The sequence below is a fragment of the Pseudomonas sp. MYb541 genome, assembly GCF_037479595.1.
Taxonomy (GTDB): Bacteria; Pseudomonadota; Gammaproteobacteria; order Pseudomonadales; family Pseudomonadaceae; genus Aquipseudomonas; species Aquipseudomonas canadensis.
In genome coordinates this window covers 1-20,379 of the sequence record NZ_JBBGYS010000029.1, presented here as the reverse complement: position 1 = coordinate 20,379, position 20,379 = coordinate 1, and the positions used below count along the sequence as shown (strand labels likewise).

18 protein-coding genes and 2 pseudogenes are annotated in these 20,379 nt (G+C 59.3%); 9 read left to right on the top strand and 11 right to left on the bottom strand.

What is annotated here, in order from left to right; genetic code table 11:
• Nucleotides 1-206 precede the first annotated feature (206 nt).
• Nucleotides 207-587 (top strand): annotated as a pseudogene (locus tag WH299_RS18270) (DUF1120 domain-containing protein); the annotation flags it as partial.
• On the opposite strand, the gene WH299_RS18265 reads toward WH299_RS18270, so the two are convergent.
• Nucleotides 584-1,837 carry a CynX/NimT family MFS transporter gene (locus WH299_RS18265; protein WP_339550948.1) on the bottom strand — a complete coding sequence of 418 codons (1,254 nt, stop codon included), beginning with the start codon at nt 1,835-1,837 and terminating at the stop codon, nt 584-586. The pseudogene WH299_RS18270 and the gene WH299_RS18265 overlap by 4 nt on opposite strands.
• Complete coding sequence (locus WH299_RS18260) at nt 1,827-2,486, bottom strand: FadR/GntR family transcriptional regulator (protein WP_339550947.1); 660 nt, start codon at nt 2,484-2,486, stop codon at nt 1,827-1,829. The genes WH299_RS18265 and WH299_RS18260 overlap by 11 nt, the downstream gene beginning before the upstream one ends.
• A gap of 159 nt (nt 2,487-2,645) precedes the next feature.
• Here WH299_RS18260 and WH299_RS29705 point away from each other — a divergent pair.
• Both WH299_RS29705 and WH299_RS18255 read left to right on the top strand, forming a co-directional pair.
• Nucleotides 2,646-2,732, top strand: a pseudogene (locus tag WH299_RS29705) (type II toxin-antitoxin system MqsR family toxin); the annotation flags it as partial.
• Nucleotides 2,733-2,786: 54 nt separating this feature from the next.
• A complete protein-coding gene (locus WH299_RS18255; protein WP_126570396.1) occupies nt 2,787-3,278 on the top strand; it encodes a type II toxin-antitoxin system MqsA family antitoxin in 492 nt (163 codons plus the stop codon).
• 51 nt (nt 3,279-3,329) lie between these two features.
• Here WH299_RS18255 and WH299_RS18250 read toward each other — a convergent pair whose 3' ends face one another.
• The 4 genes from WH299_RS18250 to WH299_RS18235 form a co-directional block, all read right to left on the bottom strand.
• A complete protein-coding gene (locus tag WH299_RS18250) occupies nt 3,330-4,094 on the bottom strand; it encodes an amino acid ABC transporter ATP-binding protein (RefSeq protein WP_003171943.1) in 765 nt (254 codons plus the stop codon).
• Between the two features lie 11 nt (nt 4,095-4,105).
• Entirely contained in the window at nt 4,106-5,203 is a 1,098-nt protein-coding gene (locus WH299_RS18245) for an amino acid ABC transporter permease (protein WP_071494062.1), read from the bottom strand.
• Between the two features lie 10 nt (nt 5,204-5,213).
• Nucleotides 5,214-6,395: an amino acid ABC transporter permease gene (locus tag WH299_RS18240; RefSeq protein ID WP_034102297.1), complete on the bottom strand. Its 1,182-nt coding sequence runs from the start codon at nt 6,393-6,395 to the stop codon at nt 5,214-5,216.
• 72 nt (nt 6,396-6,467) lie between these two features.
• Nucleotides 6,468-7,499 carry an amino acid ABC transporter substrate-binding protein gene (locus WH299_RS18235; RefSeq protein ID WP_122723870.1) on the bottom strand — a complete coding sequence of 344 codons (1,032 nt, stop codon included), beginning with the start codon at nt 7,497-7,499 and terminating at the stop codon, nt 6,468-6,470.
• Nucleotides 7,500-7,844: 345 nt separating this feature from the next.
• Here WH299_RS18235 and WH299_RS18230 point away from each other — a divergent pair, with 345 nt between their 5' ends.
• Nucleotides 7,845-8,501, top strand: coding sequence for an alpha/beta hydrolase (locus tag WH299_RS18230; RefSeq protein ID WP_126570397.1), 657 nt, complete (start codon nt 7,845-7,847; stop codon nt 8,499-8,501).
• Nucleotides 8,502-8,597: 96 nt separating this feature from the next.
• Nucleotides 8,598-10,052: an ATP-dependent RNA helicase RhlB gene (gene rhlB, locus WH299_RS18225; RefSeq protein ID WP_122723866.1), complete on the top strand. Its 1,455-nt coding sequence runs from the start codon at nt 8,598-8,600 to the stop codon at nt 10,050-10,052.
• A 131-nt stretch (nt 10,053-10,183) separates the two neighbouring features.
• On the opposite strand, the gene moaE is transcribed toward rhlB, so the two are convergent.
• The 5 genes from moaE to WH299_RS18200 all read right to left on the bottom strand — a co-directional run bounded on the left by moaE (nt 10,184) and on the right by WH299_RS18200 (nt 14,386).
• The gene (gene moaE, locus WH299_RS18220) at nt 10,184-10,633 is read right to left on the bottom strand and encodes a molybdopterin synthase catalytic subunit MoaE (protein ID WP_122723864.1); all 450 of its coding nucleotides are present in this window, start codon (nt 10,631-10,633) and stop codon (nt 10,184-10,186) included.
• Nucleotides 10,634-10,635: 2 nt separating this feature from the next.
• On the bottom strand, nt 10,636-10,878 hold the full coding sequence (gene moaD, locus WH299_RS18215) for a molybdopterin converting factor subunit 1 (RefSeq protein WP_017736739.1): 243 nt from the start codon (nt 10,876-10,878) through the stop codon (nt 10,636-10,638).
• Nucleotides 10,875-11,348, bottom strand: a complete 474-nt coding sequence (gene moaC, locus WH299_RS18210) for a cyclic pyranopterin monophosphate synthase MoaC (RefSeq protein ID WP_038849958.1) — start codon at nt 11,346-11,348, stop codon at nt 10,875-10,877. Before moaC ends, moaD begins: the two co-directional genes overlap by 4 nt.
• A gap of 179 nt (nt 11,349-11,527) precedes the next feature.
• On the bottom strand, nt 11,528-12,922 hold the full coding sequence (locus WH299_RS18205) for a PhoH family protein (protein WP_003188745.1): 1,395 nt from the start codon (nt 12,920-12,922) through the stop codon (nt 11,528-11,530).
• A gap of 339 nt (nt 12,923-13,261) precedes the next feature.
• A complete protein-coding gene (locus tag WH299_RS18200) occupies nt 13,262-14,386 on the bottom strand; it encodes a polysaccharide deacetylase family protein (protein ID WP_339550946.1) in 1,125 nt (374 codons plus the stop codon).
• Nucleotides 14,387-14,506: 120 nt separating this feature from the next.
• Between WH299_RS18200 and yaaA the strand changes: the two genes are divergently transcribed.
• The 4 genes from yaaA (at nt 14,507) to WH299_RS18180 (ending at nt 20,287) form a co-directional block, all read left to right on the top strand.
• Nucleotides 14,507-15,286, top strand: a complete 780-nt coding sequence (yaaA, locus tag WH299_RS18195; protein WP_339550945.1) for a peroxide stress protein YaaA — start codon at nt 14,507-14,509, stop codon at nt 15,284-15,286.
• 904 nt (nt 15,287-16,190) lie between these two features.
• Nucleotides 16,191-17,507, top strand: coding sequence for a nucleotide sugar dehydrogenase (locus WH299_RS18190; RefSeq protein WP_122724569.1), 1,317 nt, complete (start codon nt 16,191-16,193; stop codon nt 17,505-17,507).
• Nucleotides 17,508-17,590: 83 nt separating this feature from the next.
• Nucleotides 17,591-19,072, top strand: coding sequence for a mannuronan synthase (gene alg8, locus WH299_RS18185; protein WP_161634133.1), 1,482 nt, complete (start codon nt 17,591-17,593; stop codon nt 19,070-19,072).
• A 48-nt stretch (nt 19,073-19,120) separates the two neighbouring features.
• The gene (locus WH299_RS18180) at nt 19,121-20,287 is read left to right on the top strand and encodes an alginate biosynthesis protein Alg44 (RefSeq protein WP_122723856.1); all 1,167 of its coding nucleotides are present in this window, start codon (nt 19,121-19,123) and stop codon (nt 20,285-20,287) included.
• Nucleotides 20,288-20,379: the final 92 nt, after the last annotated feature.

Genomic DNA, 20,379 nt, shown 5'->3' with positions numbered 1-20,379 from the left:
TATTTACAGACCTCTTCTGACGTCTTTCTCGGCCTACGCCGATTGTCGTAATTGTTGTATTCCCCGCAATAGCCGCCCTCGATAAATTGCGCCGCATCCCGATACGGGGAGCAGCCAAGATCGCGCTGCCAACGCTATGAACACCACCGTCAGCCTCGTCAGGCGGTCGGCACGCGTTGCAATGGAATCGTCTGGAATATGGAAATGACCGCGACGGCACGGCCCACGTCAACAGCGAGATTTACTATGGACTAGGGCTCGATAACAGCGGCAACAAGATCGGTGTGTATTCGCTGAGCTTCGACCCCAAGCAGACCACGGCCGATAGCTGGGCGCCGGTGTATGGCACCGAATCCACCACTGGCGGCCTCGCTTGGCGCATGGCCAACCTGAACGCCATCAATGTCGGCGCTAGAAGCCGGCTCGGTTTTACCGATACGCAAGGCAGTACCGCCGGGCCCGCAGCGATCCAGAACCTCACCAGCACCCTAACTCTTGAAGTGGTGATCAACGCCAAGCAGAACCTGGACCTGAGCACCGACATCGTGATGGACGGCGCAGCGACCCTGGAGGTGTTGTATCTCTAGATTTTCTCGCTGCTGACACCGACGTATTTCGCCCGCCCGGCACCGAGGCCCGCCACGATCGCGCCCAGGCCAATCACGGCGAACACCCAACCGGTGGCGGCCCAACCGCCGGTCCAATCGTGGATCAGGCCCACCGCCAACGGCCCGAGGGACGCCAGGGTATAACCGATGCCCTGGGCCATGCTCGACAGGTTGGCCGCCACGTGAGCGTCCCGCGAGCGCAGCACGATCAAGGTCAGCGCAAGGCTGAAGGTACCGCCCTGCCCCAGGCCCAGCAGGATTGCCCAGCCCCATAAACCGTCGATCGGGGCATACAGGCACCCGAACAGACCGCCGAGGGTCAGCACCATCACCACCACGATGGCCAGGCGCTGGTCCTTGCCGCGCGTGGCCAACCATGGCGCCGTGAGGGCGCTGAGCAATTGCACGATGATCGAACCGGACAGCGCCAACCCGGCTTCGGTGGGGCTCAGGCCACGACTGATCAGGATCGACGGCACCCAACCAAACACGATGTAGGCCAGGGACGACTGCAGGCCCATGTACAGCGTCACCTGCCAGGCCAAAGGGTCACGCAGAAGGCCCTTCACGCGGTAAGCGACGCGATGCGCACCGTGTTTCTGACCGACTTGCGGCAACCAGAACAACGCCGCCAGCAGTGCTGGCGCAATCCAGAAGCCCAGACCGATGTTCCAACTGTCACCAAAATAATGGCTGAGCGGCACCGTGGCCCCCGCCGCCAACGCCGCCCCCAGGCACAGCGCCATGGTGTAGACGCCCGTCATGGTGCCGGCCTGCTTGGCGAAGTCACGCTTGACGATACCCGGCAGCAGCACGCCAATGATGCCGATGCTTGCACCCGCGATCAGGCTGCCGGCAAACAGCCCGACTTCACCGAATGAGCTGCGCAGGAGGATGCCGGCGGCCAGTGTCAATAGAATCCCTAGTACGACGCGCTCGGCGCCAAAACGCCGGGCAAGTATCGGTGCCAGGGGCGCGAACAACCCCAGGCACAGCACCGGCAAGGTGGTCAGCAGGCCGGCTTTGGCGGCGGACAGGCCCAGGCTGGTCGACACGTCATTGAGCAACGGCGACAAGCTCGACAGCGCAGGGCGCAGGTTCAGTGCCACCAGCACCAGCCCGAACAGCAACAGCCAGAGGCGGCTGATCACCGGAGGGGCGTGTTGCACCACCTCGTCGTCAACTTCGGCGTCGATCAACAGTTCATCAAGTTTGGTTTCAGGGTTCATTGATCAACTGCCGGCAGAGGGATTTGGCGCGTTCCGGGTCTTGATGCTCCACGGCATCGAGCAACGCGATATGCAGGTCGAACACCGCCTGGCGACGAGGCGAGATGTTGAGGGTCTGGCGCAACTGGGCGCCGACAATGGCGGAGAAATACTGATACAGCTCACTCAGCGCCGGATTGTGCGCCGCATCCACCAAGTGTTTGTGGAACACCAGGTCGGCGCTGATATAGGCCTCCAGGTCGCCGTGGTAAAGCGCGGCACTGGCATCGAGGGCTTCACGCAGTTTTTTCACGTCTTCGTCGGTGCGGCGCAAGGCTGCCAGGCTGATCGCCTCCACTTCCAGGATCTGCCGCGTTTCCTGAGCCTGCTCCAGGGTGCAGTGGGACAACGCCCGCATCGTGCCCAGCGGGTCGGTCATCGAACGCAAGTAGCTCCCGTCGCCCTGGCGGATCTCGATCAAGCCGGAAAACGCCAAAACGCGCATGGCTTCGCGCACGGTATTGCGGCTGATGCCGAGTTCGGCGGACAGCTCCGGCTCGGTGGGCAAGCGCTCGCCAATGGCCCACACGCCCTGGCTGATGCGCAAGCGCAGTTGCTCCAAGGCCTGGTCCACCAGGGAGCGTTTGATCAGGGGGGCGATGTCTGTCATGAGCTGTGTACTTTCGTCCAATCATAGGATGAATTTTCCTACAGGGTATTAGGAGTTGCCTACAAAGGCAACGCACTAGGGTTCTTAGGCAGGAAGAGGAGCAGTATTTTCGATTGGTAAAATTACCCTCTGAGGCTAATTATTGGACTCAGGTGTCTTATGGAAAAGTACACACCTCATTACGATTTGGCGGTGATAACGGCGGATGTGAGGCGGCTTGGCAGGAGAGCGTTTACCCAGACAGCTCACTTACTCCCCGGACGGTGACCCTCCGGTGATCTCCTTCAAGGAGAAGAACCTATGAAGGTAAAAAATTGCTACATCTGTGGCGCCCCCGACGCATTGCATTATTTTGAGGGCCGTAGTGAAACCATCAGGGTCAAAGGTATGGAGCGCCGGGTAGACAATCTTTCCGGCTGGGAATGTCACGTATGCGGCGACGGCTTTTGGGACCCCGATACCGATAGTGCGGATCGTTATGGAGAAGCCGGCGATGAACTCGTCATAGCTGCCCAAAAGATGATTGGCGCGGAGATGAAACGTATCCGCCGCAAATTGCACCTTACCCAAAAAGAGGCGGTGAAATTGCTGTCCGGTGGCGGCCACAACGCCTTCTCTCGCTACGAACGTGGCGAGCTTCTTCCCCCCAAGCCGCTGGTATTACTGATGCGGTTATTGGATCGTCACCCGCATTTGCTGGCGGATGCAGAAGTCTTAGCCGAAGGCGCTGACATGCGTGGCGCCTTCACCTACACCGTGAACAACGACGCTGAAGCACTCAAAGCGTCCTAGCCCCAAAAAACAAACCCGGCACAGGGCCGGGTTTGTTTGTTCAACCCTCGATCAATGCAAAATCTGGCTCAAGAACAACTTGGTCCGATCATTCTGCGGGTTGTCGAAGAAGTCATTCGGAGCCGCCTGTTCCACGATCTCGCCCTTGTCCATAAAGATCACGCGGTTGGCCACGGTGCGCGCAAAGCCCATTTCGTGGGTTACGCACAACATGGTCATGCCGTCTTCGGCCAGGCCGATCATGGTGTCCAGCACCTCTTTCACCATTTCCGGATCGAGTGCCGAGGTCGGCTCGTCGAACAGCATGATCTTCGGCTTCATGCACAGCGCACGGGCAATCGCCACGCGCTGTTGCTGGCCGCCGGACAGTTGCCCCGGAAACTTGTGAGCCTGCTCCGGGATACGCACGCGCTCCAGGTAGTGCATGGCAATTTCCTCGGCCTTGCGCTTGGGCATCTTGCGTACCCACATCGGCGCCAGCGTGCAGTTCTGCAGGATGGTCAGGTGCGGGAACAGGTTGAAGTGCTGGAACACCATGCCGACTTCGCGGCGGATCGCTTCGATCTGCTTGAGGTCGTTGGTCAGCTCCACGCCATCCACCACGATGCGGCCTTGCTGGTGTTCTTCCAGGCGGTTGAGGCAGCGGATGGTGGTGGACTTGCCCGAACCCGACGGGCCGCACAGCACGATACGCTCGCCCTGCTTGACGTTGAGGTTGATGTCTTTCAACACATGGAACTGGCCGTACCACTTGTTGACGCCCTGCATCTGGATAATGCCTTCAGGGCTCACAGGCTGTTTGATCGCTTCGCTCATAACAACAACTCCTAACGCTTGTGGCCTGTGTCGAGCTTGTGTTCCAAATGAATGGAATAGCGCGACATACCAAAACAGAAAATCCAGAACACCAGGGCCGCAAACACGTAGCCTTCGGTGGCCATGCCCAACCATTTGGGGTCGGCGGCGGCTTGCTTGACGCTGTTGAGCAGGTCGAACAAGCCGATGATGATCACCAGGCTGGTGTCCTTGAACAGCGCAATGAACGTGTTGACGATGCCAGGGATCACCAGCTTCAGGGCTTGCGGCAGAATCACCAGGCCCATGCTGCGCCAGTAACCGAGGCCCATCGCCGCAGCGGCTTCGTACTGACCTTTTGGAATCGCCTGCAGGCCACCGCGCACCACCTCGGCCACGTAGGCCGACTGGAAGAGGATCACGCCAATCAATGCACGCAGCAATTTGTCGATGCCCATGCCCTCAGGCAGGAACAACGGCAGCATCACCGAGGACATGAACAGCACGGTGATCAACGGCACGCCACGCCAGAATTCGATGAAGGTCACGCAGACCACTCGAATCGCCGGCATATTCGAACGCCGTCCCAACGCCAGCATGATGCCCAGTGGCAACGCGCCGGCGATGCCGACAGTGGCGATCACCAAGGTCAGCATCAGGCCGCCCCATTGGCTGGTCGCCACGTTGGTCAGGCCGAAGATCCCGCCGTGCAGCAGGAAGTAGGCAATGATCGGGTACAACACCAGAAAGCTCAGGCCGTAGATCGCCTTGCGCTGGAAGCGCGAGATGAACAACGGCGCCACGCCAACAATGGCCAGCCACACGGTAAGGTCTACGCGCCAGCGCAGGTCGCCGGGGTAGTAGCCGTACATGAACTGCCCGAAGCGCTGTTGGATAAACACCCAGCAGGCGCCTTCCTTAGTGCAATCGGCGCGCGTGGTGCCGACCCAGTTGGCATCCAGGATTGCCCAATGCAGGATCGGCGGCACCACCAGGTAGATCAGGTAAAACGCCAACAGGGTCAGCAGGGTGTTGAGCCAGCTGGAAAACAGGTTGGCGCGCATCCAGGCCATCGGCCCGAACACTTTGTTCGGCGGCGGCATATCAGGTTTGAACGTATGCGTACTCATGCGTGTTTCCTCACCGCTCGATCAGCGCAATGCGCTTGTTGTACCAGTTCATCAGCAGGGAAATGCTGATGCTGATCGCCAGGTACACGCTCATGGTGATGGCAATGACTTCGATGGCCTGGCCGGTCTGGTTGAGCACCGTGCCGGCAAACAGCGAAACCATTTCCGGGTAACCGATACCGGCGGCCAGCGACGAGTTTTTCGCCAGGTTCAGGTATTGGCTGGTCAGTGGCGGGATGATCACTCGCAGTGCCTGCGGAATGATGACCTTGCGCAGCGTCGGCCCAGGGCGCAGGCCCAGGGAGCGCGCGGCTTCGGTCTGGCCATGGCTGACGGACTTGATGCCCGAACGCACGATCTCGGCAATAAACGCTGCCGTGTAGACGGTAAGCGCCAGGGTCAATGCCAGCAGTTCAGGGATGAGTACCCAGCCGCCGACAAAGTTGAAGCCCTGCAACTTAGGCATTTCCCAGTGCAGCGGTGCACCGAAGATCAAGGCGCACAACGCCGGGATCACGATGAACAGCGCCAGGCCCGCCCAGAATTTATGGAAGGGGACACCGGTGGCTTCAAAGCGCTTGTTGGCCCAGCGTGCCATCAGCACGATTGCCACGATGGCAACGACGATGCTGACCACGAACGGCCAGAAACCGTCAGCGGCAATCGCTGCCGGCATGTTCAGGCCACGGCTGCTGACAAAGAAGGTATCGCCGAAGTTATGGCTGTTGCGCGGCCCCGGCATGGTCAGGAACACCGCGAAGTACCAGAACAGGATTTGCAGCAGTGGCGGGATGTTGCGGAACACCTCCACATACACGGTGGCCAGCTTGTTGATCATCCAGTTCGGCGACAGCCGCGCCACGCCGATGACGAACCCGAGCAGCGTCGCCAGGATCACGCCGATAAACGTCACCAGCAAGGTGTTTAGCAAACCGATCACAAACACCCGGGCATAACTGTCCGATTCGGTGTAATCGATCAAATGCTGCGCGATGCCGAAGCCGGCACTGCGCTCAAGAAAGTCGAAACCCGAGGTAATGCCTCGGTGCTGAAGGTTGGTCTGGGTATTGTTGAAGAGGTACCAGCCCAGCGAGACCACCGCCACAATCGTGATGATCTGGAAGAGCCACGCACGCACTTTGGGATCGCTGAAGCTGAGCTTCTGCTTTGGTGCGCCGATTTGATTTTGCATGAAGTGCCCCGGAAATAATGGAACAGAACATCACCCGGCAGTTGGCCCACCGGGTGACAGAACCATCAGCGATCAGCGCACAGGGGGTGCGTATTGAATGCCGCCAGCGTTCCACAGTGCGTTCAGGCCACGGTCGATTTCCAGCGGGGTGCTCTTGCCCAGGTTGCGCTCGAACACTTCACCGTAGTTACCGACTTGCTTGACGATCTGTACGACCCAGTCCTTCTTCACTTTCAAGTCTTTGCCGTATTCGCCGTCAGCACCGAGCAGACGGGCAACGTCCGGGTTCTTGGTAGACTTGGCTTCAGCTTCAACGTTTTTGGAGGTGATACCGGCTTCTTCAGCGTTGAGCATGGCGTAGCCAACCCAGCGCACGATGGCCAGCCACTCGTCGTCGCCGTTACGCACGACCGGGCCCAGTGGCTCCTTGGAGATGGTTTCCGGCAGAACGACGTAGTCCTTCGGCGCGGCCAGCTTGCTGCGCTGGGCGAACAGTTGGGACTTGTCGGAGGTCAGCACGTCGCAACGACCGGATTCCAGCGACTTGGCGCTTTCGTCGGAGGTGTCGAAGGTGATCGGGGTGTATTTCAGGTTGTTGCCGCGGAAGTAATCGGAAACGTTCAGCTCAGTGGTGGTACCGGCCTGGATGCAGATGGTTGCACCGTCCAGTTCCTTGGCACTTTTCACGCCCAGCTTGTTGTTTACCAGGAAGCCGATGCCGTCGTAGTAGGTGATGAAGCCTGGGAATTTCAGGCCCATGCCGGCGTCGCGGGAGCTGGTCATGGTGGTGTTACGGGACAGAATGTCGACTTCGCCCGACTGAAGCGCGGTGAAACGCTCCTTGGCGTTCAACTGGCTGAATTTGACCTTGGTAGCGTCGCCGAAAACGGCAGCGGCCACAGCGCGGCACACGTCAGCGTCAATCCCGAGGATCTTGCCGCTGGCATCCGGCACCGAGAAACCCGGCAGGCCGTCACTCACGCCACATTGCACAAAGCCTTTCTTCTGCACGGCATCCAGAGTGGCGCCGGCTTGGGCGAAACCGCTGGCACCCAGTACGGCCGCCGCAGAAACGATGGCCAGGGTGGATTTCAATACCTTCATTCAAACCTCCAGTTGCTCTTGTTGTGTCGGAGCTCGAACCTCAGCGCACCCTTATGAGGCGATATCGACCCGTGTTGGCTTTTTTTGGGGTCAAGCGGCATGAAGTTGTCGCAGTAATTCCAGTTGCTATCCCACAAGCGGCAGTCACTGATAGTGTTACCGTCCTGAGATAGCGCTGACATCGTTCAACACATAGCAAGGCCCGTACCAGAGTGCTGGCCGAGTCGATTCAGCCCACGGTCAATAGAAAAAGATTCAACCGTGCGACATCTTCTTAACAGATCAACCTGTCGCGCACCGTTCCGTCGCACTTAATCGGAGCGCACGCACATAAATGGAGCAGACATGACCGACCCCTTGATTCTTCAGCCCGCCAAGCCCGCAGACGCCTGCGTAATCTGGTTGCATGGCCTGGGTGCCGATCGCTATGACTTCCTGCCGGTGGCCGAAGCGCTGCAGGAAAGCTTGCTGAGCACCCGCTTCGTTTTGCCCCAGGCACCGACCCGTCCCGTGACGATCAACGGTGGCTACGAGATGCCCAGTTGGTACGACATCAAGGCCATGAGCCCGGCCCGTTCGATCAGCCTGGAAGAGCTGGAAGTCTCGGCCAAAATGGTCACGGATTTGATCGAAGCGCAGAAGAGAACCGGAATAGACGCGTCGCGGATTTTCCTCGCGGGCTTTTCCCAAGGCGGCGCCGTGGTTTTCCACACCGCGTTTATGAATTGGGAAGGACCGTTGGGTGGCGTGATCGCCCTCTCCACGTATGCACCGACCTTCGATAACGCGCTGGAATTGTCCGCCAGCCAGCAGCGCATTCCTACCCTGTGCCTGCACGGCCAGTACGATGACGTGGTGCAGAACGCCATGGGCCGCAGCGCCTACGAGCACTTGAAGACCCGTGGTGTCACCGTGACATGGCAGGAATACCCAATGGGCCACGAAGTGTTACCCGAGGAGATCCGCGATATCGGCACGTGGTTGACCGAACGCCTGGGCTGAAAACCGGCATTAATGTAGCCGTATGACAGACGCACTACGCCGCGCCCGATTCTTGCATTACACTGGCCGGCGTACATTCCTTAACCAATTAATGAGATCACCGTGCTCAAAGCACTTAAGAAGATGTTCGGCAAAAGCGAGGCTGAGCCGCTCGCGCCAGTTCCCAGTGCTCCTGTCCCGACTGCCGGCAGCCGCAATGACGGTCAACAGCTCGGCCGGACCGAGCCTGTCGCCCAGCCCAAGACGCCTACGGTGACACCGCCTGAACCGGCACAAGAAGCCACACCGGCCCCAAAACCGCGCCGTGAGCGCGCGCCAAAACCGCCTGTGATCCCATGGAAACTCGAAGACTTCGTCGTCGAGCCCCAGGAAGGCAAGACCCGCTTCCACGATTTCAAACTGGCGCCTGAACTGATGCACGCCATCCAGGACTTGGGTTTCCCGTACTGCACGCCGATCCAGGCGCAGGTGCTGGGCTTTACCCTGGCCGGCAAAGACGCCATCGGCCGCGCCCAGACCGGCACCGGCAAGACCGCCGCGTTCCTGATCTCGATCATCACCCAGTTGCTGCAGACACCACCGCCGAAAGAGCGCTACATGGGTGAACCGCGCGCACTGATCATCGCCCCGACCCGGGAGCTGGTGGTACAGATCGCCAAGGACGCCGCCGACCTGACCAAGTACACCGGCCTCAACGTCATGACGTTCGTCGGCGGCATGGACTTCGACAAGCAGCTCAAGCACCTCGAAGCCCGCCACTGCGACATCCTGGTGGCGACACCGGGCCGCCTGCTGGACTTCAACCAGCGCGGCGACGTGCACCTGGACATGGTCGAAGTGATGGTGCTGGACGAAGCCGACCGCATGCTCGACATGGGCTTTATCCCACAAGTGCGTCAGATCATTCGCCAGACCCCGCCGAAATCCGAGCGTCAGACCTTGCTGTTCTCCGCGACCTTCACCGAAGACGTGATGAACCTCGCCAAACAGTGGACCACCGACCCGTCCATCGTCGAGATCGAAGCGCTGAACGTCGCCAGCGAAAACGTCGAGCAACACATCTACGCCGTGGCCGGTGCCGACAAGTACAAGCTGCTCTACAACCTGGTCAACGACAACGGTTGGGAACGCGTGATGGTATTCGCCAACCGCAAGGATGAAGTGCGCCGCATCGAAGAACGCCTGGTACGTGATGGTGTGAACGCTGCGCAATTGTCCGGCGATGTGCCGCAGCACAAGCGCATCAAGACGCTGGAAGGTTTCCGCGAAGGCAAGATCCGCGTGTTGGTGGCTACCGATGTGGCCGGACGCGGGATTCACATTGATGGCATCAGCCACGTGATCAACTTCACCCTGCCGGAAGTGCCGGATGACTATGTGCACCGCATTGGCCGTACCGGCCGCGCCGGGGCTGCGGGTGTGTCGATCAGTTTTGCGGGTGAGGATGACTCGTATCAGTTGCCGTCGATCGAGGCGCTGCTGGGGCGCAAGATCAGCTGCGAAACGCCGCCGACGCATCTGTTGCGGGCGGTGGAACGTAAGCGCCCCTAAAGCTGGAATGCAGTAAAAAAATGTGGGAGCGGGCTTGCTCGCGAATGCGGTGTATCAGTACCAGATTCATTGACTGACACTGCGCATTCGCGAGCAAGCCCGCTCCCACATTGGGTTTTGTGTTTAGCCAGCTACTTCCAGCGGTCTGCAGCCGCGTGGTCGCTACTGCGCCCTTCCACCCAACGCGGCCCCTCACTGGTATTTTCCTTCTTCCAAAACGGCGCCCGCGTCTTCAGGTAATCCATCACAAACGCGCAGGCATCAAACGCCGCCTGGCGATGAGCACTGGCTACCCCAACAAACACTATCGGCTCGCCCGGCTCCAGCGCGCCAATGCGGTGCAGCACTTCCAGCTTGAGCAACGGCCAGCGCTGCTCGGCTTCCACTGCGATCTTGGCCAGGGCCTTTTCGGTCATGCCGGGGTAGTGCTCCAGGAACATTCCCGCAACATCCAGACCGTCATTGAAATCGCGCACATAGCCAACAAAGCTCACCACCGCGCCCACGCCGACATTGGCCGCATGCATGGCGTTGACTTCAGCACCGGGATCAAACGCCTGGGCCTGCACACGAATGGCCATGATCAGCCTCCGGTCACGGGTGGGAAGAATGCTACTTCGTCACCCGCCTGCACCGGCTCATCAAGGCTGCACAGCTCTTCGTTGCGCGCGCACATCAGGCTGGTTTCGTTGAGCACTGCAAACTCCGGGTCACTGGCCAGCGCCAGACGCACCGCGTCGACAGTGGCGAAGTCGCCCTCCATCTCCAACGAATCAAAACCCACCGCTTCTGCGTAACGTGCAAAAAACAATACGTTGATGCTCATGCCTGGTCCGCCTTGAAGTGCCCGCTCTTGCCGCCCAGCTTTTCCAGAAGGCGAATGCTTTCGATGGTCATACCGCGATCCACGGCCTTGCACATGTCGTAGATCGTCAATGCCGCAACGCTGGCGGCGGTTAGGGCTTCCATCTCCACGCCGGTCTGGCCGGAGAGTTTGCAGCGCGCCAGGATGTGCACCGAGTCTGCGCCATCGGCGCTCAGTTCGACCTTGACGCCCGTCAACATCAACGGGTGGCACAGGGGGATCAAGTCACTGGTTTTCTTCGCAGCCTGGATCCCGGCAATGCGGGCCACGGCAAACACGTCGCCCTTGGGATGGGCGCCGTCGACAATCATTTTCAGCGTCTCGGGCAACATGCGCACGCGCGCTTCGGCTACCGCCTCGCGGAACGTCACGGACTTGTCGGTGACGTCGACCATATGGGCGCGACCTTGGGAATCGAGATGAGTCAGCACAGGGATACTCCTGATCAGGAGCATCGATTGTAAACCCAACTCTGACTAAAAGTGGCAGCTGGCTTGTGTGGGAGCCGGGCTTGCCCGCGATGCAGGCACCGCGGTGTATCAGTTACACCGCAGTGATGTCATCGCAGGCAAGCCAGCTCCCACACAAGCCAGCTCCTACCGTTCAGTGTTTACAGGTGAGATTCGGCGTATTCAGCCAGAATCGAACGTGGAACCCCTTGCAGCGCAATGTGCACGCCGTTCGGGAAGTCTTTGAAGCGTTCCGTCAGGTAAGTCAGCCCGGAGCTGGTCGCGGACAGGTAAGGGGTGTCGATCTGTGCCAGGTTGCCCAGGCACACCACTTTGGAACCGGCGCCGGCACGGGTGATGATGGTTTTCATCTGGTGCGGGGTGAGGTTCTGGCATTCATCGATCAAAATCAGGCTCTGCTGGAAGCTGCGACCTCGGATGTAGTTGAGGGATTTGAACTGCAACGGCACTTTGCTGAGGATGTAGTCGACGCTGCCATGGGTGTTTTCGTCATCCATGTGCAAGGCTTCGAGGTTGTCGGTGATCGCCCCCAGCCACGGCTCCATTTTTTCCGCTTCGGTGCCGGGCAGGAAGCCGATTTCCTGGTCCAGGCCCTGCACGCTGCGGGTGGCGATGATGCGGCGATAGCGCTTGGTCACCATGGTCTGCTCGATGGCGGCAGCCAGGGCGAGAATGGTTTTACCGGAACCGGCAGCACCGGTCAGGTTGACCAGATGGATGTCCGGGTCGAGCAGCGCGTACAGCGCCAGGCTCTGGTAAATGTCACGCGGTTTCAGGCCCCAGGCTTCCTGGTGCAACAGGGGTTCCTGATGCAGGTCGAGAATCAGCAGCTTGTCGACCTGGATCTCTTTGATCCAGCCCACGAAGCCTTGTTCGTCGACGATAAATTCATTGATGTGCACGGCCGGCAGGTTGTCGATCAGCTGTACCTGGTGCCAGGTGCGGCCATGGTCCTGGCGGGTTTCGACCTTGCTGACGCGGTCCCAGAACGAGCCGGTCATCATGTGATAACCACGGGAGAGCATCGACACGTCGTCGACCAACTGGTCGGTACTGTAGTCCTCGGCCGCGATCCCACACGCTCGGGCCTTGAGGCGCATATTGATGTCTTTGGTCACCAGCACTACGCGCAGGTCCTTGTCGCGGGCGTGCAGGTCGATCAATTGGTTGATGATTTTGTTGTCGTTCAGATTCTCCGGCAGCAGGCTGTTGGGCTCGCTGCGCTTGCTCATCAGAATCGACAGCAAGCCCTTGGGCCCGCCTTTGCCGCGCTGGATCGGTACGCCGACCTCGACGTCCTCCGGCGACGCTTCGCCCAATGTCTTGTCGATCAGGCGGATCGCCTGGCGACATTCGGCGGCAACGCTGTGGTGCCCGCTTTTGAGTTTGTCGAGCTCCTCAAGCACGATCATCGGGATGGCGACGTGGTGTTCTTCGAAGTTGAGCAGTGCGTTTGGATCGTGAATCAGTACGTTGGTATCAAGCACATAAAGGATTGGCTGGTCGGAAGAAGGGTTACGTCCATGATCATCCATACTCGGTCACCTTTGTGGGAGCCAGTCGACGCAATACCTGGGCGGTGCTGCGCCTCGATTCGACCACCGACTGCACCTGAGTGACGTCAAGCGCAGTGCCCACCTGAGGAGTCTTGGAAGACGCCACCTGTGCTGCAGGGTTCGGCGATCTGACTTCGTAATACCGCAAAACGTGTGACAGAAAAAAGCACTTTGACGCTTTTTTGAAGTTTATTTTTCAGGATGACGAATAGCACTAGCCGAGCCCCCCGTACCCCGCTAAAGTCGGAAGTCCGCCTGCATCGAAATGTCGCACAAAATCACCCCGAAAACGCTTAATCCCCAACAGGGCCGGGCACTTCAGCGAAACGCCTCCCGGCAGTCCTGCCACCCCAGACCACTCTGCGCCGTCGCCTGCAACAGCATGGGTAAAGCCACCCGCGCCTTGTCCTGGCTGTCGTGAAACACAATCACGCCTTTGCGCCACAGCAGCATCAAGGTCAGCACCCGTTGCGCTGACTCATCGGCCTTGAGCTTGCCTGGTTCGTCCTGGGAATCGATGTCCCACAACGCCACCTGCAAGCCCTGGGCTTGAAAGAAACCCTGGCTGTCCGCGCGACGTTGGCCGTAGGGCGGACGAAACAGCGGCACGTAGTTTTCCGGCATCAGGTTCTGCGCCAACGACGCGCTGCGGGTGATCGAACTCTGCCACTCCACCCAATGGCTGTGGGAGCGATACTGCCAGCCCTGGGTCCCGACGCACTGGCCCTGGTACAGCGCCTGCACATCGGCAACCGAACTGCGCTCGACACGGGTTTGCAGGCTGCTGCCGAGGGCGAAGAATGTGGCGTTCATTTTTTGCTTGCGCAGGTAGTCGGTGAGCCAATCGGTATTGCCGCTGACTGGCGCAGGGCCACCGTCGAAGGTGAGCAGGAACAGGCGGTCGTTGAATTCATCACCCTTGCGCTCATGGTCGCCGAAGCGCGCGACTTCGCTGCTGATCTGCGGGAACAGCGCGGCCTTGCGCAGCAGCTCGTCCAAATAACGTTCATGGAACACATGGCTGGGGTTGGCCCAGCCTATATAGAAGGAGTCTTCGCTCACCTCGAACTTGCCAGCCTGCTCGCGCAGATCGTCCATGTTCTCTACCAGATAGCAGAACGAGGCGTCGACCTCGCAACTCTGCTGGGCGAACGTATAGTTCTCCAGCAAGCGCTGCCAGAGCTGGCGACGCAGGTCGTCGATGGCGGACAGGTTGATGATCTTCAGGCCCAGGCGCTGCTTGAGCGCGGCTTCGTCCTGGCTCTCACTGGCCAGCAGGCTGTGGGCGAACATGAGGATTTCGGCGCGTGAGGCCACGTCGAACAGCGCCGGGCTGCCGAGCTTTTCGGGCCAGGTACCACGGTCCAGGCTCGCCACATCGACGGGCGCTGCCTGGGCATTCAGGCATAGCAGGCATGCCGATAACAAAAGCGCTATTCGCACACGGGGTCTCCCTCTCCAGAGTCACCGGCCATCATAGCGGATCACGCCTATCGCCATCATAGGTGGAGTCAAAACGCCCCAGCCCCTAGAATCCCTCCCACGATTACAGGAGACGACTTCATGCTGATGGTGATTTCACCCGCCAAAACCCTCGATTTCGAGACCGCGCCTGCGACCCAGCGCTTTACCCAGCCGCAATACCTGGACCACTCCCAGGAGCTGATCGAACAATTGCGCGAACTGAGCCCGGCACAAATCAGCGAATTGATGCACGTATCCGACAAAATCGGCGGCCTCAACGCCGCGCGTTTCGGCAGCTGGACCCCGGCGTTCACCCCGGCCAACGCCAAGCAGGCCCTGCTGGCTTTCAAGGGCGACGTGTACACCGGCCTGAATGCCGAGACCTTCAGCGACGCCGACTTCACCTACGCCCAGGACCACCTGCGCATGCTCTCGGGCCTCTACGGCCTGCTGCGCCCGCTGGATCTGATGATGCCGTATCGCCTGGAAATGGGCACCAAACTGCCCAACGCCCGTGGCAAGGACCTGTACGCGTTCTGGGGCACGCGCATCAGCGAGTGGCTGAACGAAGCGTTGGCTGAACAAGGCGATGACATCCTGCTGAACCTGGCCTCCAACGAATACTTCTCGGCGGTCAAGCGCACGGCGCTGAACGCGCGGATCATCAATACCGAGTTCAAGGACCTGAAGAACGGCCAGTACAAGATCATCAGTTTCTATGCCAAAAAAGCGCGGGGCATGATGAGCCGCTTTGTGATCGAAGAGCGCATCAACGACCCGGCCAAGCTGAAGGAATTCGATGTGCAGGGCTATCGCTTCAATGCGGAGCAGTCGAAGCCGGATAACCTGGTGTTCTTGCGCGATCACGCACCGGAATAAGGCCCTCGAAAGCACAGATGTTCGAATGTGGGAGCTGGCTTGCCTGCGATAGCAGTATTTCAGTGACAGCTGTGTTGACTGATCCACCGCCATCGCAGGCAAGCCAGCTCCCACATTTTTAGGCGTGTTACACCTGCTGAATCGTCATTATTTTGACGTCAAAAAACATCCTGACGCATCTCTAACAATTCTTTCACTCGACATCCGTCGTTTTTTTTCGTAGTGGCACCACTTTTTTTAAACACTAGTGGCACAAAACTATCTCTCCCTCCCAACTCCCCACAACTACTGGCCCAAATAGCAAGTGCTATCAATATAGTACCAGTGCCATCTTTCCTAATATTTCAAGAAATTTCCGGAAACAGGATGAGCGGCCTGGAACTTCGTCTAAACGCACGGCTCATACCACCGGTAACGAAATTCTCTGTTCCTGTAAGAGATGACTTACATAACGACCCAAGGAAGTAGCGAAGTTGCCCCATCAACTTTGACTCATGGGTCATATCATCAACTGATATGAGTTGAGGGCGGCGATAAGGATGAATTGCTATCCCCTACAGGCCAAGGCAGCGCTTACCCAAATGTGTCAGTGATGACACCCAAGGTGTTGATAAATAAAGGCTTAGAGCCTCTATCTGCACCCTGCGGCACTGGCGTCGGTACCTTCCCCCAGGAAGGCCGGCTGCATTTCAGGGCAAGCCCCAATAACAAGGCCAAGTTTCGCACAACTTGAGTGCAATAGTTAGTCACTCACTAATTAACATGCCTGTACGCGGTAAGTCGGCGTCTATTCGCCTAACTTTCGTGGCATCAGTAACGCTTGCAAACATGAACTCGCCATCTATTTGGCATGATTAATACCGTCTTCAATGACAACGTCTTCAATGACAAAGAGGTAAATGCGATGCGCATCAGCATATTTGGTTTGGGTTACGTAGGCGCAGTATGTGCCGGTTGCCTGTCTGCCCGTGGCCACGAAGTGGTTGGCGTAGACATCTCCAAGGACAAGATTGACCTGATCAATGCGGGCAAATCGCCAATCGTTGAACCAGGTCTGGGCGAGTTGTTGAGCCAGGGTATCGAGACAGGCCGGCTGCGCGGTACCACCAACTTCGCCGAAGCCATCCGCGACACCGACCTGTCGATGATCTGCGTTGGTACGCCGAGCAAGAAAAACGGCGACCTGGAACTCGATTACATCGAGGCTGTGTGCCGCGAGATCGGTTTTGTCCTGCGCGATAAAGCCACCCGCCACACCGTAGTAGTACGCAGCACTGTGCTGCCAGGCACCGTGGCCAACGTGGTGATCCCGATCCTCGAAGACTGCTCCGGCAAAAAAGCCGGCGTCGACTTCGGTGTCGCGGTCAACCCGGAATTCCTGCGTGAATCCACCGCCATCGCCGACTACGACCTGCCACCGATGACCGTCATCGGCGAATTCGACAAAGCCTCCGGCGATGTCCTGCAATCGCTCTACGAAGAACTCGACGCACCGATCATCCGCAAGGACATCGCCGTTGCCGAGATGATCAAGTACACCTGCAACGTTTGGCACGCCACCAAAGTGACTTTCGCCAACGAGATCGGCAACATCGCCAAGGCTGTCGGCGTCGACGGTCGCGAAGTGATGGAAGTGGTCTGCCAGGACAAGACCCTCAACCTGTCCCAGTACTACATGCGCCCAGGCTTCGCCTTTGGTGGTTCGTGCCTGCCCAAAGACGTGCGCGCCCTCACCTACCGCGCAAGTTCGCTGGACGTGGAAGCGCCGCTGCTCAACTCGCTGATGCGCAGCAACGAGTCCCAGGTACAGAACGCCTTTGACATCGTCTCCAGCCACGACAAACGCAAAGTCGCCTTGCTGGGCCTGAGCTTCAAGGCCGGCACCGATGACCTGCGCGAAAGCCCGCTGGTCGAACTGGCCGAGATGCTGATCGGCAAAGGTTTCGACCTGAGCATCTACGACAGCAACGTGGAGTACGCCCGTGTCCACGGCGCGAACAAAGACTACATCGAAGGCAAGATCCCGCACGTGTCGTCCCTGCTCAACTCGGACTTCGACGACGTGATCAACAACTCCGACGTGATCATCCTGGGCAACCGCGATGAGAAGTTCCGCGCCCTGGCGCAGAACGCACCGCACGGCAAGCAAGTGATCGACCTGGTGGGCTTCATGTCCAAGGCCACCAGCACGAGCGGTCGTACCGAAGGCATTTGCTGGTAACAGCAACGGCCAGTTCCGGGCTGCAAGCGTACCCATCCCCAGCGCTTGCAGCCGGGAGCCTTCATCACCTTCGGATGACGCTTATGTCCAAGTTAAAACATGTACTGATGCAATCCGCCGGCTGGCTGTTCTTTCTCAGCCTGCTGATGGGACTCGCGCTGCTGCTGCCGGCGAGTACGTTCGACTCGGAGTCGAAGAATTTTATTTTCCTGATTGGCGCCGTCGGTATCTGGCGCTACTCGATGGGTGCTACGCATTTCTTTCGCGGCATGCTGTTCCTGTACGTCGTCTACCCGCACCTGCGCCGCAAAGTGCGCAAGCTGGGCAAGGCGGCCGACCCGTCCCATGTGTTCCTGATGGTCACCAGTTTCCGTATCGACGCGCTGACCACCGCGCAGGTCTACAGCTCGGTGATCCGTGAAGCCATCGAATGCGGCTTCCCTACCACCGTGGTCTGCTCGCTGGTGGAAATGTCCGATGAGCTGCTGGTGAAAAGCCTGTGGGAACGCATGAACCCGCCGGAACACGTGAAGCTCGACTTCGTGCGTATCGCCGGTACCGGCAAACGTGATGGCCTGGCCTTCGGTTTCCGCGCCATCTCCCGCCACCTGCCGGATGACCGAGCGGTAGTTGCGGTGATCGATGGCGACACCGTGCTCGCCGAGGGCGTAGTCCGCAAGACTGTGCCGTGGTTCCAGCTGTTCGGCAATGTCGGTGGACTGACCACCAACGAATTCTGCGAAGTGCGCGGCGGCTACATCATGAGCGAGTGGCACAAACTGCGCTTCGCCCAACGCCACATCAACATGTGCTCCATGGCCCTGTCCAAGCGCGTACTGACCATGACCGGTCGTATGTCGGTGTTCCGCGCCAGCGTGGTCACCGACCCCGGCTTTATCGCCGACGTGGAAAGCGACTCGCTGCAACACTGGCGCCTGGGCCGCTTCAAGTTCCTCACCGGCGATGACAAGTCCAGCTGGTTCAGCCTGATGCGCCTGGGCTACGACACCTTCTACGTGCCGGACGCCGCGATCAATACCGTGGAACACCCGCCAGAAAAGAGCTTCATCAAGGCCAGCCGCAAACTGATGTTCCGCTGGTACGGCAACAACCTGCGCCAGAACTCCCGAGCCCTGGGCCTGGGTGTGCGACGCCTCGGCCTGTTCACCAGCATCGTGCTGTTTGACCAGCGTGTGTCGATGTGGACCTCCCTGCTCGGCCTGACCGTGGCGATCATCGCCACTTTCAAGTACGGCGGCGCGTTCATCCTCGCTTACCTGCTGTGGATCGGCATCACCCGCCTGATTCTCACCCTGTTGCTGTCGTGCTCCGGCCACAAGATCGGCCCGGCCTACCCGGTGATTCTCTATTACAACCAGATCATGGGCGCGCTGGTGAAGATCTACGTGTTCTTCCGCCTTGATCAACAGTCCTGGACCCGCCAGGACACCAAACTGACCCGCGATTTGGCCAGCTTTCAACGTTGGTTCAACACCTGGTCGTCTCGGACCATGACCTTCTCCGCCGGCAGCATTTTCGTCGCCGTGTTGCTGATGATGGTCTGACAGCCAAGCCTGAATTAACTAGGAGCTACACCTATGAGTCAGAACACCATGAATAGCCAAGCAAACGTCAACGTTGTCCACGAATCCGAAGCCCAGCGCCAACATGCCCGCGTGAAAATCCCGGCCAAGCTGCGCTTTTTCAACACTGACCGTACGCCGACCGAAGCCCGGGTGATCGACCTGTCCGCCGGCGGCCTGGCCTTCACCTCGACCCAGCCGTTGACCGTCGGCGAAGTGCACAAGGGCCGCCTGCAATTTGTGATCGATAACCTGGGCCTGGCGATGGACGTGGAGCTGCAAATCCGCTCCTTCGACCGCCAGACCGGCCGCACCGGTTGCCAGTTCCAGAACCTTGAACCTCAGGATATTTCCACCCTGCGCCACCTGATCACCTCGCACTTGTCCGGCGATATCGTGACCATGGGCGACGTGCTGGCGACCCTGCAACGCGACAACTTCACCAAGGCGCGCAAGGTCAAGGACGGCGGCAGCAACATGAGCGCCGCCGGCCGTCTACGCGCCGTGGTGTTCAGCGCAGGCATCTTCATCGTCGGCCTGGCTGCCTTCGGTTTCATCTTCAAATCGGTGTACGGCATGTATTTCGTCAGCCATGCCCAGGCCGGCCTGGTCAGCGTACCTGGCATGAACGTGACCATGCCGCGCGACGGCACCGTGCAAAGCCTGCTCAAAGGTGATGCGATCGCCGCCAAAGGCGCGCCGCTCGCCACCTTCAGCACCAGCATGCTCGATGTGCTCAAGGGCCACCTGGACGAAGACCAACTGCAACCGGCCAAGGTCGAAGAGCTGTTCGGCAAGCAAATGACCGGCACCCTGACCTCGCCGTGCGATTGCGTGGTGGCCCAGCAAATGGTCGCCGACGGTCAGTACGCCAACAAAGGCGACGTGATCTTCCAACTGGTGCCACGCGGCAGCCTGGCCAATGTGGAAGCGCGCTTCACCTATCGCCAGTTCGCCGATGTTCGCCCAGGCACGCCGGTGAGCTTCCAGGTGGCCGACGAAGAACAGATTCGCACCGGCACCATCGTCAGCAGCACCAGCCTGAACAGCGCCGACCTGTCCTCCGACATCCGCGTGCAGATCAAGCCTGACGCACCGCTGGACAGCACCTATGCCGGCCGCCCGGTAGAAGTGACCAGCGACCGTGGTCCCTCGCTGAACTGGCTGATCGATAAAGCCATGGCTCACGGTCTGTAAGCGAGGACATGCCTGTGATGACTCTTCCGAATACGCCGTTGACCTTTGTGGGAGCCGGGGCGGGGGGGGGGGGGGGCGCGGCGGGAGTGACG